Source organism: Paraburkholderia sp. Tr-20389 (assembly GCF_017104565.1).
Lineage (GTDB): Bacteria > Pseudomonadota > Gammaproteobacteria > Burkholderiales > Burkholderiaceae > Paraburkholderia.
On the sequence record NZ_JAAGPD010000001.1, the window covers coordinates 462,163 to 477,311 of the forward strand.

A 15,149-nucleotide genomic window follows, 5' to 3' on the forward strand; every position below is an offset into this window, starting at 1 on the left:
GCATCGAAATGGCTCATCGTTTTCTGATCAAGGAAATCGCGCTTCAGGCTGGGTTGGGCGTCGCGACAGTCGACCGCGTCCTCAATGGACGCGCGCACGTTCGAGAGCACACCCGCAAGCGCGTCGAGCAGGCCATCAAGGAACTCGAAAAGCAGGAACTGCAACTGGCGACGGCCGGACGAAAACTTGTCGTCGATGTCGTCGTAGAAGCGCCCGCACGCTTTGCCGATGAAATCAAGAGCGCCCTCGAAGCTGAATTGCCGATACTGCATCCCGCCGTGTTTCGACCGCGTTTCCTGATGCGCGAAACGATGACCACCGAAGAAGTCGTCGACACGCTTGAATCGATAGGACGCAGAGGAAGCCACGGGGTGTTTCTCAAGGCGCGCGACGTGCCGGAGATTGCCAAAGCGATTGGCGAACTGCAGCATCGCGGGATTCCGGTCATTACGACCTTCACCGATATTCCTCTGTCAGGACGCATCGCGTACACCGGCCTGGATAATCGCGTTGCCGGCGCAACGGCCGCATACCTGATTACCCAATGGCTTGGCTCGCGACCCGGCAATGTCCTCATCACCATGAGCGACGAACGCTTCCGTGGCGAAGAAGAACGTGAAATCAGTTTTCGACGCGCTCTTAGAGCCCGGCATCCGCAACTCACTTTGATCGACGCGAGTGGCGGCCATGGACTCGATACGCCGACCGAAGAGCGAGTGCGCAACGTCCTTGCAACGCATGATCAGATCGCCGCGGTGTACTCGATGGGCGGCGGAAACATTGCGATTCTCCGCGCCCTCGACAAGCAGCAGAGCGCCCCCGTGCTCTTCATCGCACATGATCTCGACAGGGACAACATTCGTCTGCTGCGCGAAGGCAAAGTACAGGCCATTCTTCATCATGAACTTCGTCAGGACATGCGCTCTGCCTGTCATCACGTGATGCACTATCACAAGCTCCTTCCTGCGTCGGCGGTGTCGCCCTCTTCATCGGTCGTCGTCGTGACGCCGGAGAACATTCCCGAGCACATAGCAAGCCGGTTTCGTTGATCGCGATGTGTGACTTGATCACCGGGGCTCGGGATACGCCCATCTCCCGAACCCCATCGCCTAGCTGTCAGAACCGGGTAGCCAGGCCCGCTATAACACCGAACTGACTTTTGCCATAGTTCGGATTCGTGCTGGTCGGACTGCCACTGACCGGGTCGTTGTTGCTATTCGGACCATAGAGCCCACTGTCGAGCCCGAGATTCGATGTCGAACTGTTATGCAGGTAAGCCAGTTCGCTATACAGGAGCGTTCGCTTGGACAGCGAGTAGTTCGCGCCGAGCGTATACATCGTCCCATTGCCGTTGCCGTGGTTGGCGTTCGCGTGATAGACCGCCCCCGTCACAGCCAGCGACGGCGTCGTCTGCCAGATCGCGCCTAGCCATTCGTGATTGACGGCAGTCGGCAAACTCGTTCCCGCCGGCAGAGCGGGCGCCGTCGCGCTACCAAAGTAACCGGTGTTCGACGCGTCAGGCGCACTGAGGTGCTGATAACCGAGAAAAACGAGCACGGAGCCGATCGCATAGGTAGCGCCTGTCAGGATGGAACGGGAAGCCAGATAGACGTTGCTGAACTGCCCGTTTGGATCACGCACCTCGTCGTACGTGGCCTGCCAGTAGAGGCTACCTACCTGGTACGACAGCTTGATGCCGTCGGAACGCCCCTGCGCGCTGCCAAGACCGGTCGATGTGCCAAGCTGGCTCGGTGCGCTACCCGGATTGCCGGCGTTCCACTTCGGCGAATTGGTGAGATCGTATTGGCCCTGGAGCGTGAAGCCCGCGATCTTCGGCGACAGATATTCGATGCCGTTGCCGGCCTGCGAGAAGATGCGGCCGCGCACAAGCGTGCCAATCGCGTACTTCTTGGTTTCCTGGGGATCGACGTCGCCCGAATACTGGCTGATTTCAGCGGAGCCCATGTTGCCCGCCTTCAATTGGCCCCACGTTTCGTTGTGCACGCCGACCGTCGCCTGGCCCGCAAAGAACGTACCGTTTGCAAAGGTCCCGTTTTGCGTGTTCAGACGCGATTCGAGCTGAAAAATCGCCTGCGTACCGCCGCCAAGGTCCTCTGCTCCCTTGAGGCCGAACCGGGACTCAGCCCATCCGCCGCTTTGCGCACCGAAGACGTTTCCCTTTGGGAGTCCCGTCTCGTATTGCAGTCCGTTATCGACGATTCCATACAACGTCACATTGCTGCTTTGTGCACTTGCCGACGCTGCGGCAGTTGCGGCCACCAATCCACACAGTACCTTCTTCATGCGCTCTCTCCTCCATATGTAGCATCACTAATCTTTTTGTGTTTTCCATGAGCGTATAGACCCGGTTCTCGTGAGGCGTTGATCGCCCGCTAGAGGTCGGCTCGCATCATGTAACTGGAGAGGGAGTGTATATTTCCGAAACTTTGCAAAACAGAGCGCAAAAGGGAAACTCTTTCGCGACCAGCGGGAATCTCGCGGCCGACATTCAATTGTCATTTGTGACGAGACACCCGTCGAATACATGCACGAATTGCACGTGCTTTACGGCGTCAAGCGGCCCTTCACTGCTTTCCAAGCAAACCTCCGCCAGAACTTTCGCCAAATCTCGCCATAGAAAATATCTCGTAAGGAGTCTGACGTTTGGCGTTCATACGTCGATGCTCTAATGACTTCGCCTTCGCGGAGCCACTGCCGCGTGGCCTTCCCGCTCTGAACGGCGCCAGCATCGAGATGGGTACCTGAAGTGCCTGCTCCTGCGCGTCGCGCTCATCCCCGCAAGATGAATCCAAAAACAGGAGCCAGATATGCAATGGCGTCAGATAGCACTTGGTTCGCTCACGGTTGCTGCATTTGCGTCGACACTCGCATGGAGTGCCGGCGACGAGCACGACCGGAACCACCCGCGAGACAACCATACGGCGACACCGATCAAGCACCTGGTGGTGATCTATGGCGAGAACGTTTCGTTCGACCACTACTTTGCGACCTACCCGCATGCCACCAACCCGTCCGGCGAGCCCGCGTTCCGCGCGCTGGCCGGCACGCCCGAGGTAAACGGCCTGTCGGGCAGGCTGCTCGACAAGAATCCCAACGCCACGAATCCGGCCAATGGAACGAGCGCGGCCAATCCGTTCCGACTCGACCGAACCCAGGCCGCCACCGCCGACCAGAATCACGCGTACACGGCCGAACAGCAGGCGTATGACAACGGCGCGGCCGATCTCTTCCCCAACTACACAGGCAAGGGCACGACGGGCGGCGCAGGCGCATTCGGCACGGCGGGTCAGGTAATGGGCTATTACGACGGCAATACCGTCACCGCGTTGTGGAATTACGCGCAACGGTTCGCGATGAGCGACAACGCCTATACATCGACTTACGGTCCGTCGACGCCGGGCGCGCTCGAAGTGGTCTCCGGCCAGACCAACGGCATGAAGGTTGTACTGACCACGAAGCAGCCTTCCGCTGCGGGTTCGTACTACGTGAATGACGGACAAGGCGGATTCACGATGATCAATGACGTCGACCCGGCCAATGACACCTGCTCCAGCACCACCGATACCGCGCTGATGACGGGCAAGAATATCGGCGACCTGCTGAACGCACGCGACATTTCGTGGGGCGGCTTCATGGGCGGCTTCAACCTCGCCACGACGAACAGCAACGGCACGACGGGTTGCAAACGCAGCACGCAATCGGCCGTGGTCGGTTCTGCAACGGCCGACTATATTCCGCACCACAACTGGTTCCAGTACTACGCGTCGACGGCGAATCCGAAACATCTGCGCCCGAGCTCGCTCCGCGCGATCGGACACAGCACGGCAAAGGACGGCAGGACGCCCGATCCCGCCAATCACCAATACGATACGGATGACTTCTTCGACGCAGTGAAGGCCGGCAATTTCCCGGCGGTGAGTTTCCTGAAGGCGCCGGCCTTCCAGGACGGCCATGCCGGCTATTCGGATCCGCTCGACGAGCAGGCGTTCGTTACGAAGGTCGTCAATTTCCTGCAGCAGCAGAAGGAATGGGACGATACGGCCGTCATCGTTGCCTGGGACGACTCCGATGGCTGGTACGACCACGCGTATGCGATGCCGACGAGCGCCTCGTATGATTCAGTCGCCGATCAGCTGAACGCACCGGGTATCTGCGGCACGGGCTCGGCACACGATGGCGTTGCCGGCAAACCCGTGAACGGCCGCTGCGGTCCGGGTACGCGAATTCCCTTTGTCGTGATCTCGCCGTGGGCCAAGGACAATCACGTCGACCATACGTTGATCGATCAGTCGTCGGTGGTGCGCTTCATCGAAGACAACTGGCTCGATGGCGAGCGTATCGGCGGCGGATCGTTCGATGCGCATGCCGGCAGCATCATGGGCATGTTCGACTTCAATCGTCGCGGTGACGGCCGTTACGAGCGCAAACTCTTTCTCGATCCCGAGACGGGTCTGCCCGTCGACACGCCGCCGAAGAGCTGACGCCACAGCGGAACCGTCAGTCGATTCATGACGCCAGGCGCCCTTACCTGCCGACCTCGCAGGAAGGGCGCACTTTCCATCGGCATCTTTGTACGACCCGGCGCCCAGACCGGGTTAAGCTCCCGCTTCCGCATTGACTGCACGTCATCAGCCTGCACCGGATTCATTCACCGGCAGGCGTTTCGGTCTCATCGTGCACGGTGTGGCCTCGCGCAACGCCCCTCTATCGACTTCCCAATTCACCACTCAGCGCTTTTCCAGGAACATCGACTTCCTGGCGCGGTCTCTGCTTAGTGCACGATTCTGAATGTCATCTCCGATATGCGAAACGCGTTATACATCAAGAGCCGGTTGTTGATCGTCGCGGCGTTCGCGTTGCCCGCGGTCGTGTTCATCGACGGCTGCAAGTCGACGGCGACGCCATCCTCGAATGCACAGGGTGCGATGGTCCCTGACGACGCTGCGCTCGCCGCCCGGGTGAAGCAGTCGCTGGCGGCGGACCCCGAGCTGAAAGCGTTGCCGATGAGCGTCGCGACATATCGAGGTGTCGTCCAGTTGTCCGGATATGTGGATTCGGAACTGCAGATGCAAAAAGCGCTTGCCGTCACGCGTGGCGTGCCGGGGGTGCTGTCGGTCAGCAACGATCTGCATCTCAGGCCACATTGACGCGTTGCCGTGTAAAAAGTGCATGCTCACGGCCGATCATTGATTCACGCCGTCATTAGCGATACCTTTCATTTGTCCTGGTCGTCGAAATCTGATCAACGAGAGGAGAACCGTTTCGTGAAAAGCGCGTGGGCTGTCTGTTGTATCGTCGCGTTCAGCGCGACACTCGGCGGATGCGGCAAGCAGGGATCGCAAAACGGCACCACCGAGGCATCGGGGGCATCCGCGAGCGAGGCGGCATCTCAACCGGCGCAGGTTGCGAGCAGCCCAGTTGCCGCATCGGGCCTGCTGGGCACGGTAACCAAAGCACAGTTGCCGGGCGAAGCAGCCGACACACTACGGCTGATCAAGGCGGGCGGCCCCTACCCATTTAGCGAGGACGGCGTGCTGTTCCGCAACAGTGCGCAGCTGCTGCCGCAGCATCCGCGCGGCTACTACCACGCGTACACAGTTCGCACGCCAGGCTCGACGGATCGCGGGCAGCGCCGGGTCGTATGTGGTGGACCGCGCAAACAGATCGGCGACTGCTATTACACCGACGATTACTACGTCAGTTTCAGACGCATTGCCGAATAAGGACTTCCCCGAATCCCGCCACACGATACATAGGTGACCAGGCAGTCACGCAGGAAATCCGTAGGTGGTCCATTTCGCGAGTACCGAACGCCTGAGTTCTTCAGGAAACGAGGTATTGAACGAAGCAACCGTTGCACGCATCTCGCCGCGAAACTGCTCCGGGAACAGACAGTTGATAATCGCTTTGCCGCCCTTGCCCGAGGCCTTTTCTTCCGGACTCAGATACGGGACGAGGGGAATGCCCGTTGCGTCAGGAAACGCGAAGTGATCTTTCGCGGGATGATGCCGCGTTGCGAGTGCCCAAACCACTGCGTCGATGTCCGTGATGTCGATGTCGTTGCTGACCAGAATCACCTTGGGTACCAGCCAGCCCGCGTGCGACGAGAAGAGAATCCCGGCAATCAGATTGGCAAAATTCGGCGCATCGGTTTGCATCGTACGCAACCTGGCTGTGTCGATTGAAAGCACGATCCAGCACGTGGCGGCTTCATACGAACACCACGCCATGTCCACCGGCATATTGGCGCGACGCAAGAGATCGAGCACCTGAGCCGAGATCATGGTTCCCCAGATGGTGTGATTCTCTTCAGGCGGAAGCCCCGCAGCGCATATCGGCAAGACAGGATCGTTTCTGAACGTCACGGCTTCAACGTGAAAGAGCGGTTGCTCGCGTCCGACCGGAAAAGAATAACCGTGGTACTCGCCCATCGGGCCTTCCATCGCTTTCTCCGAGAGACTGATCGTTCCCTCCAGAACGATTTCGGCATTAGCCGGCACGAGAAGATCGTTCGTTTCGGCTTTGACGACTTCAACGGGATCGCCGACCATTGCGCCGACGTACCCACTCTCACTCACCCACTCGGGCAGCGGCATTCCGGCGACCGCGAGCGCTGCAGGCGGAGCGCCAAGCGCCATCGCCCAGGGTGTGGGTTCTCCGCGCAGCTTCCACATTTCGCGAATCATCCCTAGGTGCTGCTGTGGCATGGCCGGCCCCACCAGCGTGTTTCTGTCGTGCAGCATGGAGCGCGCGACAGACCAGCTGTCCCACTTGCCGTCGGGGCTTTGAACCACGTGAAATCCGTATGTGCCGAAGTACCGACCACCATCTGCCGCATGAAGCAAGGGAACAGGGAATCTGGTCAGATCCACTTGCGAGCCACGCCAGATGTTTTCCTTGCAAGGACCCGTCTCCACGATGCGCGGATCGACGGGCGATGAATGCGAAGCGGCGATGATGCGTTCGACGATGTCCCGCGGACTCGCGGACTTCGGCAAACCAAAGTGAAGCGCAAGCCGACCATACTCTTCTCCTGCATGTCGATTGAGTCCCGCTGGCGCACCCAATACACGGAACCCCGTTTGCGCGCCCTCGATCGATGCGAAGAGCGGCGCAGGCGCCCGGTCTTCATAGACCTTTCGCGTAATGGCTCCGATCTCCAGGTCGGCATCGACCGTTTGCCGGATGTCGACCAGATCGTTTCTCCGCCGCAGTTCATCGATGAACGATCTGAAGTTCAAGCATGGAGAAAGATTCGACATCGTCGCCTCCAGTATTGAAACCACCAATCAGCGATCGTACTCGCGTGCGCTTCGATCCGGCGCGCTTTCGATAGCACGACATTAAGGTAATAGGCTACTTAAGCCGCGTTGCCGTGCAGGTCGATGGATATGTCGTACGCCATATTCCCAGACGCACTGTGCCGACCCACACTCATCGAAATGCGATGTCTTTTGTACTAACACGTGAAGGTAACCTCTCGCTCCCATCCGTTCTATAACAGACGGAGCACATGATCACATTCCGGAGGGCAGCGTGACACTCTCACCGTTTTGGCCCGCGAGGCTCTCCCAGCACGTTGAGGCGCCACGCACGTCTCTTTACTACAATCTCGAAGTCTCCGCGACGCGCTATCCCGACAAGACAGCCATCCACTACTACGGCACCGCGATCAGCTATGCGCAGCTGCGACGCGACGTCGATGCACTCGCAGGCTTCCTGCAACACCGCTGCGGCGTAAAGCGCGGCGATCGCGTCGCGCTTTACATGCAGAACAGCCCGCAATTCATTGCTGCGTACTACGCCATCCTTCGAGCAGATGCCGCCGTCGTGCCCATCAATCCGATGAGCCTTCAGTCGGAACTCAGACATATCGTCGAGGACTGCGGCACACGGGTCATGCTTCTCGCCGACGAGTTGTACGAGAACGCCTCGCCCCTGTTCGGCGAGCTGCTGCATCACGTCGTCGTTGCGCGCTATGCCGAGCACCTGCACGACACAGCTGATCTGCCCTTGCCCGCAGTGTTGTCCGAGCCGCGGCACTGTCATCTCGAACCTGGATCATCCGCACAAGCGAACGGGTGCGATGTCATCCTGTGGCGCGACGCACTCGATACGAACGAGCCGGCATCGACACATCAGGCAACACCCTCCGATCTGGCGATCGTCCCTTATTCCTCCGGCACCACGGCTGCGCCCAAGGGATGCATGCACACGCATCGCTCCGCCATGCATGTGATTGCCGCCTCCATACAGTGGTGTCAGCTATCGCAAGACGCGATCGTGCTCTGCACCGCGCCGCTCTTCCACGTGACGGGCATGCAGCAATGCATGAACACCGCTGTGCTGAGCGGCGCGACGATGGTCGTCACGACACGCTGGGATCCTCGCTGCGCGGCATTGCTGATCGAGCGGCATCGCGTGAGCGTATGGATCGCCATCGCAACGATGATGGTCGACTTCATGAGTCAACCCGACCTGGATCGCTACGATCTGCATTCGCTGAAGTGCCTCGCGGGCGGCGGCGCGGCCATGCCCGAAGCGCTCGCGCAACGAATCCAGAGTCGGCTCGGTATTCCCTATATGGAAGGCTATGGTCTGAGCGAGACCATTGCGGCGACCCATATCAATCCGCCCGATCGCTGCAAGCGGCAATGCCTCGGCATACCGCTCCAGGACACGGAATCGCGGGTCATCGATCCGCACACGCTGCAACCCGTCGAAACCGGTACGCCGGGAGAAATCGTAACCTGCGGTCCACAGGTGTTCGAAGGCTACTGGGGACGCCCGGAGGCCACGCGTGACGCGTTCATCGAACTGGACGGCCGGCGCTACCTGCGCACCGGCGATCTCGGTTATATCGACGAAGACGGCTATTTCTTCATGATCGACCGCTTGAAAAGGATCATCAACGTCTCTGGTTACAAGGTCTCTCCAGCGGAAGTGGAGACCATGCTCTTCGAGCATCCCGCCGTCCAGGAAGCCTGCGTGATCGCCGTACGCGATCCGCGGCGCGGCGAGTCCGTCAAGGCATGCGTGGTGCTGCGTGCGGGATGTCACGCTGACGCGCAGCAGATCATCGAGTGGGCCCGGACGCGCATGGCGGCGTACAAGGTGCCGCAGTCCATCGAGTTTCTGGAGAGCCTGCCGCGCACAGCCAGCGGCAAGGTTCAATGGCGCGAGTTGCAGCAGCGGGAATTATCGTCGGCGTGAATCGCGGGCATGAAACGCCGACATGAATGAGATGCACGTTTGTGCACGTTTACGTTCTTGTTGTTGCACGGTATCATGTGCACATGAACGACGATATCCCACTCGCCCGCCGCGACGAGATCGCCAACCGGCTTGCCCAGGGTCAGCCGGTCGTGGCTGCCGCCCTCGCCGCCGAATTCAATATCTCCGAAGACGCGATCCGCCGCGATCTGCGCGCGCTGGCCGCCGAGGGCCGCTGCCGTCGGGTCTACGGCGGGGCGTTGCCCGTCACGCCCGCTTCCGTACCGATGGCGAGCCGCATCGACAAGGCGCAGGAACGCAAGTCGGCCCTGGCTCGCGCGGCCCTGCCGTTGATTCAGCCCGGTGAACTGCTGTTCCTCGATAGCGGCAGCACCAACCTCGCGCTCGTCGACCTGTTGCCCGAAGAGGCCGACATCACCGTGGCGACCAACTCGGTCGATATCGGCGCTGCCGTGCTGCGGCGGTCCGACATTCAACTTATCGTGATCGGCGGGGCGGTCGATGCGGCCGTCGGCGGATGCGTCGATGCGAACGCCGTGCAGACGGTCGCGCAAATGAATATCGATCGATGCTTCATCGGCACCTGCGCGATTTCGCCGAAGAGCGGCATCAGCGCATACGACCTCGCCGACGCGACTTTCAAACGGGCTGTGCTGGCGTCGAGCGAACACAGCGTGGTGCTGGCACTCACCGAGAAGTTCGATACCCGCGCCCCTTACAAGGCGGCGACGATCGGCGAACTGGAATGCGTCGTCGTCGAACATGATCTGCCACGTGCAGAACGTCAGGCCTTGTCGAAAGCCGGCATATCGGTCGTCGTGACCGAGGAGTCAGTCAGTCCATGAACACGCGATCGACTTCCTCGGAGCAAGAAGCCATGGCCGCCTGCGTGCCGGCGGCCCGGCTTGCAACGCGTCTCGCATTCCTCGTGGCGGGATTCGGCGTCGCCTGCTGGGCGCCGCTCGTTCCGTTCGCCAAGCAACGGCTCGGCGTCGATGACGGCACGCTCGGGCTCCTGCTGCTATGCATCGGCCTCGGTTCGGTCATGGCGATGGTGGCAACGGGAGCGCTGAGTGCGCGCTACGGCAGCAAGCCGATCATCGTCGCCGGCGGCGTGGGGCTGGCCGTCGTTCTGCCGCTGCTCAGCGTCGTCGATACGCCGCTTACGCTCGGTGTGGCGTTGCTCGCGTTCGGCGCGTTCCTCGGCTCGCTCGATGTCGCGATGAACATTCACGCGGTCGATGTCGAGCGCGCGGAAGGCCGGCCGTTGATGTCGGGCTTTCACGCGCTGTTCAGCGTCGGCGGATTCGCTGGTGCAACGCTGATGACGTTTCTGCTTTCGTGGCGCATTGGGACGCTCACGAGCACACTGCTGTGCGCCGTTTCGATGGTTGCCGCGATCGCGCTGGCGCGCCCCCGTCTGCTCGTGACGGCACAGGCGAGCGACGGCCCGCTGTTTGCGTTGCCACGCGGCATTGTGCTGGTCATTGCCGGGCTGGCCGCGATCACCTTTCTGGTCGAAGGCGCGCTGCTCGACTGGAGTGCTTTGCTCATCACCGGCACGGGACTCGTTGCTGCCCCGCAAGGCGGACTCGGCTACATATTCTTCTCAATTGCGATGACGGCCGGCCGTTTCGGCGGCGACGCGCTTACCGCGCGCATCGGCGACCGCGCGACGATGTTCTGGGGCGGACTGCTCGCCACCCTCGGCTTCGTCGTGTTGCTGACGGCACCGGTCGCAGTCGTCGCGATGGCCGGCTTCGTGCTGATCGGCCTGGGCGCATCGAACGTGGTGCCCGTGCTGTTCCGGCGCGCGGGCTCGCAGCGCGCGATGCCATCCACGCTCGCGGTGGCTGCGATCACGACGACAGGTTACGCGGGGCATCTCGCCGGACCGGCCGGCGTGGGCTTCATCTCCAAAGCAGCCGGGTTGCCGGGCGCCTTCTGGGTGTTGGCCGCGCTGCTGTGTCTCGTTCCGGTATGCGCGCGCCCCGTCACGCGTGAATCGTGAAGCGGTCGTCCAAGTCCATCAACCCATCCCCTCGCGCTCCAGCCACGTACGGAACAGCACGACCAGCTCATCGCCGAACTTCTCATCCGGAACGTAACTGCAATAGCTGCGCGACGGCAAACGCGGACCGCTGAACGGTGCGACAAGGCGGCCGGCGGCGAGATCGTCGGATACGAGCGCAGTCGGGCCCATCGCGATGCCGATTCCATCGATGGCAGCCTGCAAGGTCAGATAGAAGTGGTCGAAGGTCAAGGTGGCCGCCGGCCTCATCGCGGGAATCTGCGCGCTCGCCAGCCAGTCAGGCCAAAGCCTGGGAAGACTCGAGGTGTGCAGCAACGTGTGCAGCCGCAAGTCGGCCGGCGATCGAAGCGGCACTCGCTGCAACAGCGCCGGACTGGCGACGGGAAGCCGCTCCTCGGACAGGAACGGCCGCATCGAGTAGCCATAGAACGTGTCCGGACCACCCCGGATCACGATGTCGTAGTTTTCTTTGAGACTCTCCAGCGGCCCGTTCGAAGTCTCCACCTTGACCTCGACGTCAGGATGCCCGGCACGGAATCGCGCGAGCCTCGGCACCAGCCAGCGCAACGTGAAGGTCGCGGGTGCGTTCACCGACAGTGTCCGAGCGAGCGTTTCGGGCACAGCGTATCGCGCGGTCGCCTGAGAAAGCTGTTCGAACAACGGACCGACTTCCTTCAGATATGCCTGCGCCGCCGGCGTCAGCGTCACGCGCCGGTTGTGCCGTTCGAACAGCGATGCGCCAAGCCATTCCTCGAGCAGGCGCACCTGCTGGCTCACCGCGCCGTGAGTCACATGCAACTCCGCGGCGGCTTCCTTGAAGCTGCCGAGCCGGCCCGCGGCCTCGAAGGCCCGCAAGGCATTGAGCGGCGGTAAGACCCGTTTCATTTGCAATAGTTTTTCTAACGTGACGCGTCAATTTATCTGGATTGTGGCCCCTCTACAAGATAGATATCCTGCTTATCTTCGCTCACCTTTCCGGCCCGACACCCACATGCTCAGTTATACCGGCGGCATCGTGCTGTTTGCCGCCCTGCTCCACGCGAGCTGGAACGCGATCCTGCACGGCAACCGCGATCGTTTTCTGTCGATGACATGGATGAGCATCGCCATCGCGGCTGTCGCCACGCTCGTCGTCCTGTTCAATCCGTTGCCGGCCAGCGCCTCATGGCCCTGCATCGCAGCCTCGGGGCTTGTGCATATCTTCTACAACGTGAGCCTCGTGCGGTCGTATCGCCGCAGCGATCTCGCGGTCGCCTATACGATCGCGCGCGGCTCATCGCCGCTGCTCGTCACGCTCGGCGCAGCATTCTTCGCGCACGAAGCGATCGGCCCCTCGCATGCGCTCGGGGTCGCGATGATATCGGGCGGCATCATCGCGATCGCCTTGCAGGGGCAACACGTGTCGCGCGCTGGTGCACTGGCCGCGCTGACGACGGGTGCGACGATTGCGCTTTACACCGTGATCGACGGCATCGGCGTGCGGTTGTCCGACGGACAGTCGCTTGCCTATACCGCGTGGATGTTCCTGTTCTACTGGCTGATGCCGGTGCTGTTCGTCGCGGCGCGTGGGCTCGCCGCGCTATGGACACCCGTGCGTGCGCAGCCGCTGTCGATCGGCTCGTCGCTCGTCGGCGGGCTGGTGTCGATCGCGGCCTATGGCATCGTGATCTGGGCGCTGCAGTCGGGCGCGATGGGTGCGGTATCGGCGTTGCGCGAGACCAGCGTGGTGTTCGCGGTGCTGATCGGGCAAGTGTTTCTGCGGCAGACGGTCAGCGGTACACGCTGGCTCGCCTGCCTGGTCGTCGCGGCCGGAGCGGTGTGTCTGGGCCGTTGAGAGGCGCGGAAAGCACATCGCACTCGGCGAGTCTTCGTCCGAGGCTTTTATCCCACCATCACATGAAGGTTCGTCAATGAATACCGTCCCGCAAGCGCCGCTCATTCTGATAACGGGTGGAGGTCGCGGCGTAGGCGCGGCGACCGCGCGTCTTGCTGCCGCACAAGGCTATGATGTCGCGATCAGTTTCGTCTCCAACGAATCCGCCGCCCTTACGGTAGCGGCCGATGTCGAAGCGCTCGGGCGCCGGGCTCTAGCGGTGCGCGCGGATAGCGCGGATCCAGCGCAGGTTGCCCAGCTATTCGCCGCGATCGACCGCGAGTTCGGCCGGATCGATGTGCTGGTGAACAACGCCGCGATCATCGCGCAGCAGTCCCGGCTGGAGGATCTCGCATTCGAGCGGATGCAGCGTATTTTCGCGGTCAACGCGATCGGCCCTATCCTCTGCGCGCAGCAAGCGGCGAAGCGGATGTCCCGGCTTCACAACGGGCGCGGCGGGTCCGTGATCAACATCTCGTCGGCATCGGCGCGGCTCGGCAGCCCGAACGAATATGTCGACTATGCGGCGTCGAAGGGCGCCGTCGAAACATTCACGACCGGCTTTGCAAAAGAAGTCGCGCGGGACGGAATACGCGTCAATTGCATTCGACCCGGGCACATCTACACCGAAATGCATGCCAGCGGCGGCGAGCCTGGACGGGTGGATCGCGTGAAGGATTCAATCCCGATGGGAAGAGGCGGTCAGCCCGAAGAGGTGGCGCGGGCAATCCTGTGGCTGGCAAGCGCCGAGGCATCCTTCATCACCGGCACGTTTCTCGACGTCACGGGCGGCAAGTGAGCAACAGGATGCGGCCTTGTACATGTCGCCCGCGCGAGGCGGCCCGACATGTGCGCACGGATGTCTGACGGTCGTCAGTTCGGTGTGCCGCTCTGATCCAAAAAAGCCGCGGCCGCTCTGGGCCGCGACCAGGACGAACCGTCCCGACGCCAACGCTTACGAGGACGCTAGAGGATCGCCGGAAACGGTGTGCACAGTGCTGCTGAGCCCCTTCGCTCACGTACATCGCGACGGGGCTCCGGTTTGCGGCGCCATACTGCGCGCCGCCCGTCGTTACGTTTACTGGAGGAGCTTCAGAACCTGCTGCGGCATCGAGTTCGCTTGCGCCAGAACCGAGATACCCGCTTGCTGCAGAACCTGAGCCTTCGACAGGTTCGCCGTTTCCGTCGCGAAGTCCGCGTCGGTGATCTGCGAACGGGCTGCGCTCATGTTCGTCGCTTGCGTGTTCGTCGTCGAGATGGCAGCCTGGAACGTGTTCTGCGTTGCACCCAGCGTTGCCTGGAACGTGTTCACGCTCGTCAGAACGCTGTCGATCGTGCTCATTGCTGCTTGAGCGCCCGAAGCCGTCGAAACGGACAGGCCGCTGACGCCGAGGCTGCCCGCGTCCCACTTCTGCGAACCGAAGTTGGCCGTAATCTGCTGGCCGTTGAACGCGCCGATCTGGAAGTTGACCGAACCGATACCGTTCAGCACCTGCGCACCGTTGAACGTCGTTTGTTGCGCGACACGCGTGATTTCGTTGAGGCGTGTCGACACTTCCGACTGGAGGTTCGCCAGTGCGTTCGAGTCGAGCGAGCCGTCGCCTGCTTCCACGGCCAGCTGGCGGATACGTTGCAGGTTGTCGACCACCGACTGCAGCGCGCCGTTCGTGGTTTGCACCATCGAGATGCCGTTGTTGGCGTTGGACGAACCTTGCGTCAGCGCGTTGATCGACGCCGTTTGCGTCGTCGAAATCGCGAGACCTGCCGCGTCGTCGGCAGCGGTGTTCACACGCTTGCCCGACGACAAACGATTGATTGCCTGCGAGAGTGCGCTTTGCGAACCCGACAGGTTGTTCTGTGCGGTCAGCGAAGCGATGTTGGTGTTGATGTTCAGCATTTCTTTCCCCAATTCAAATTGCCGTTCTGTTGACGGCGACAAGCTTTGCCATCCAAAGGCTCATCAAGCTTGTTTCAAGGATTACGGCCGGA

General features: G+C 61.5%; 13 protein-coding genes. 9 read left to right on the forward strand and 4 right to left on the reverse strand.

Features of this window, described 5'->3' with window-relative positions; genetic code table 11:
* The first annotated feature begins 8 nt into the window (after window positions 1-8).
* Window positions 9-1,049, forward strand: a complete 1,041-nt coding sequence (locus G3N95_RS02070; RefSeq protein ID WP_205968737.1) for a LacI family DNA-binding transcriptional regulator — start codon at window positions 9-11, stop codon at window positions 1,047-1,049.
* A 67-nt stretch (window positions 1,050-1,116) separates the two neighbouring features.
* Here G3N95_RS02070 and G3N95_RS02075 read toward each other — a convergent pair whose 3' ends face one another.
* On the reverse strand, window positions 1,117-2,304 hold the full coding sequence (locus G3N95_RS02075) for a porin (protein WP_205968284.1): 1,188 nt from the start codon (window positions 2,302-2,304) through the stop codon (window positions 1,117-1,119).
* A 524-nt stretch (window positions 2,305-2,828) separates the two neighbouring features.
* Here G3N95_RS02075 and G3N95_RS02080 point away from each other — a divergent pair.
* From G3N95_RS02080 to G3N95_RS02090, 3 genes are all read left to right on the forward strand, one after another.
* Complete coding sequence (locus G3N95_RS02080; protein ID WP_205968285.1) at window positions 2,829-4,502, forward strand: alkaline phosphatase family protein; 1,674 nt, start codon at window positions 2,829-2,831, stop codon at window positions 4,500-4,502.
* A gap of 321 nt (window positions 4,503-4,823) precedes the next feature.
* Window positions 4,824-5,168, forward strand: coding sequence for a BON domain-containing protein (locus tag G3N95_RS02085; protein WP_205968286.1), 345 nt, complete (start codon window positions 4,824-4,826; stop codon window positions 5,166-5,168).
* Window positions 5,169-5,285: 117 nt separating this feature from the next.
* Window positions 5,286-5,744 carry a ribonuclease gene (locus G3N95_RS02090; protein WP_205968287.1) on the forward strand — a complete coding sequence of 153 codons (459 nt, stop codon included), beginning with the start codon at window positions 5,286-5,288 and terminating at the stop codon, window positions 5,742-5,744.
* A 45-nt stretch (window positions 5,745-5,789) separates the two neighbouring features.
* On the opposite strand, the gene G3N95_RS02095 is transcribed toward G3N95_RS02090, so the two are convergent.
* Entirely contained in the window at window positions 5,790-7,283 is a 1,494-nt protein-coding gene (locus tag G3N95_RS02095) for a UbiD family decarboxylase (protein WP_205968288.1), read from the reverse strand.
* A 274-nt stretch (window positions 7,284-7,557) separates the two neighbouring features.
* Between G3N95_RS02095 and G3N95_RS02100 the strand changes: the two genes are divergently transcribed.
* The 3 genes from G3N95_RS02100 (at window position 7,558) to G3N95_RS02110 (ending at window position 11,266) form a co-directional block, all read left to right on the forward strand.
* Complete coding sequence (locus G3N95_RS02100; protein WP_205968289.1) at window positions 7,558-9,234, forward strand: long-chain-fatty-acid--CoA ligase; 1,677 nt, start codon at window positions 7,558-7,560, stop codon at window positions 9,232-9,234.
* 83 nt (window positions 9,235-9,317) lie between these two features.
* Entirely contained in the window at window positions 9,318-10,100 is a 783-nt protein-coding gene (locus tag G3N95_RS02105) for a DeoR/GlpR family DNA-binding transcription regulator (RefSeq protein WP_205968290.1), read from the forward strand.
* Between the two features lie 32 nt (window positions 10,101-10,132).
* Entirely contained in the window at window positions 10,133-11,266 is a 1,134-nt protein-coding gene (locus tag G3N95_RS02110; RefSeq protein WP_205968738.1) for an MFS transporter, read from the forward strand.
* Window positions 11,267-11,284: 18 nt separating this feature from the next.
* On the opposite strand, the gene gcvA is transcribed toward G3N95_RS02110, so the two are convergent.
* Entirely contained in the window at window positions 11,285-12,172 is an 888-nt protein-coding gene (gcvA, locus tag G3N95_RS02115) for a transcriptional regulator GcvA (RefSeq protein ID WP_205968291.1), read from the reverse strand.
* A 106-nt stretch (window positions 12,173-12,278) separates the two neighbouring features.
* On the opposite strand from gcvA, the gene G3N95_RS02120 reads away from it, so the two are divergent.
* Window positions 12,279-13,121 carry a DMT family transporter gene (locus tag G3N95_RS02120; RefSeq protein WP_205968292.1) on the forward strand — a complete coding sequence of 281 codons (843 nt, stop codon included), beginning with the start codon at window positions 12,279-12,281 and terminating at the stop codon, window positions 13,119-13,121.
* Window positions 13,122-13,197: 76 nt separating this feature from the next.
* Entirely contained in the window at window positions 13,198-13,959 is a 762-nt protein-coding gene (locus tag G3N95_RS02125; protein WP_205968293.1) for an SDR family oxidoreductase, read from the forward strand.
* A gap of 279 nt (window positions 13,960-14,238) precedes the next feature.
* Here the strand turns inward: G3N95_RS02125 and G3N95_RS02130 are convergent, their stop codons facing one another.
* Window positions 14,239-15,057 carry a flagellin domain-containing protein gene (locus G3N95_RS02130; RefSeq protein ID WP_205968294.1) on the reverse strand — a complete coding sequence of 273 codons (819 nt, stop codon included), beginning with the start codon at window positions 15,055-15,057 and terminating at the stop codon, window positions 14,239-14,241.
* Between the last annotated feature and the right edge of the window lie 92 nt (window positions 15,058-15,149).

Excerpts from the sequence above, each read along its gene's own strand:
- G3N95_RS02070 (WP_205968737.1), top strand. The coding sequence starts at position 9 with ATGGCTCATCGTTTTCTGATCAAGGAAATCGCGCTTCAGGCTGGGTTG.
- G3N95_RS02075 (WP_205968284.1), bottom strand. The coding sequence starts at position 2,304 with ATGAAGAAGGTACTGTGTGGATTGGTGGCCGCAACTGCCGCAGCGTCG.
- G3N95_RS02080 (WP_205968285.1), top strand. The coding sequence starts at position 2,829 with ATGCAATGGCGTCAGATAGCACTTGGTTCGCTCACGGTTGCTGCATTT.
- G3N95_RS02085 (WP_205968286.1), top strand. The coding sequence starts at position 4,824 with ATGCGAAACGCGTTATACATCAAGAGCCGGTTGTTGATCGTCGCGGCG.
- G3N95_RS02095 (WP_205968288.1), bottom strand. The coding sequence starts at position 7,283 with ATGTCGAATCTTTCTCCATGCTTGAACTTCAGATCGTTCATCGATGAA.
- G3N95_RS02105 (WP_205968290.1), top strand. The coding sequence starts at position 9,318 with ATGAACGACGATATCCCACTCGCCCGCCGCGACGAGATCGCCAACCGG.
- G3N95_RS02110 (WP_205968738.1), top strand. The coding sequence starts at position 10,133 with ATGGCCGCCTGCGTGCCGGCGGCCCGGCTTGCAACGCGTCTCGCATTC.
- gcvA (WP_205968291.1), bottom strand. The coding sequence starts at position 12,172 with ATGAAACGGGTCTTACCGCCGCTCAATGCCTTGCGGGCCTTCGAGGCC.
- G3N95_RS02120 (WP_205968292.1), top strand. The coding sequence starts at position 12,279 with ATGCTCAGTTATACCGGCGGCATCGTGCTGTTTGCCGCCCTGCTCCAC.
- G3N95_RS02125 (WP_205968293.1), top strand. The coding sequence starts at position 13,198 with ATGAATACCGTCCCGCAAGCGCCGCTCATTCTGATAACGGGTGGAGGT.
- G3N95_RS02130 (WP_205968294.1), bottom strand. The coding sequence starts at position 15,057 with ATGCTGAACATCAACACCAACATCGCTTCGCTGACCGCACAGAACAAC.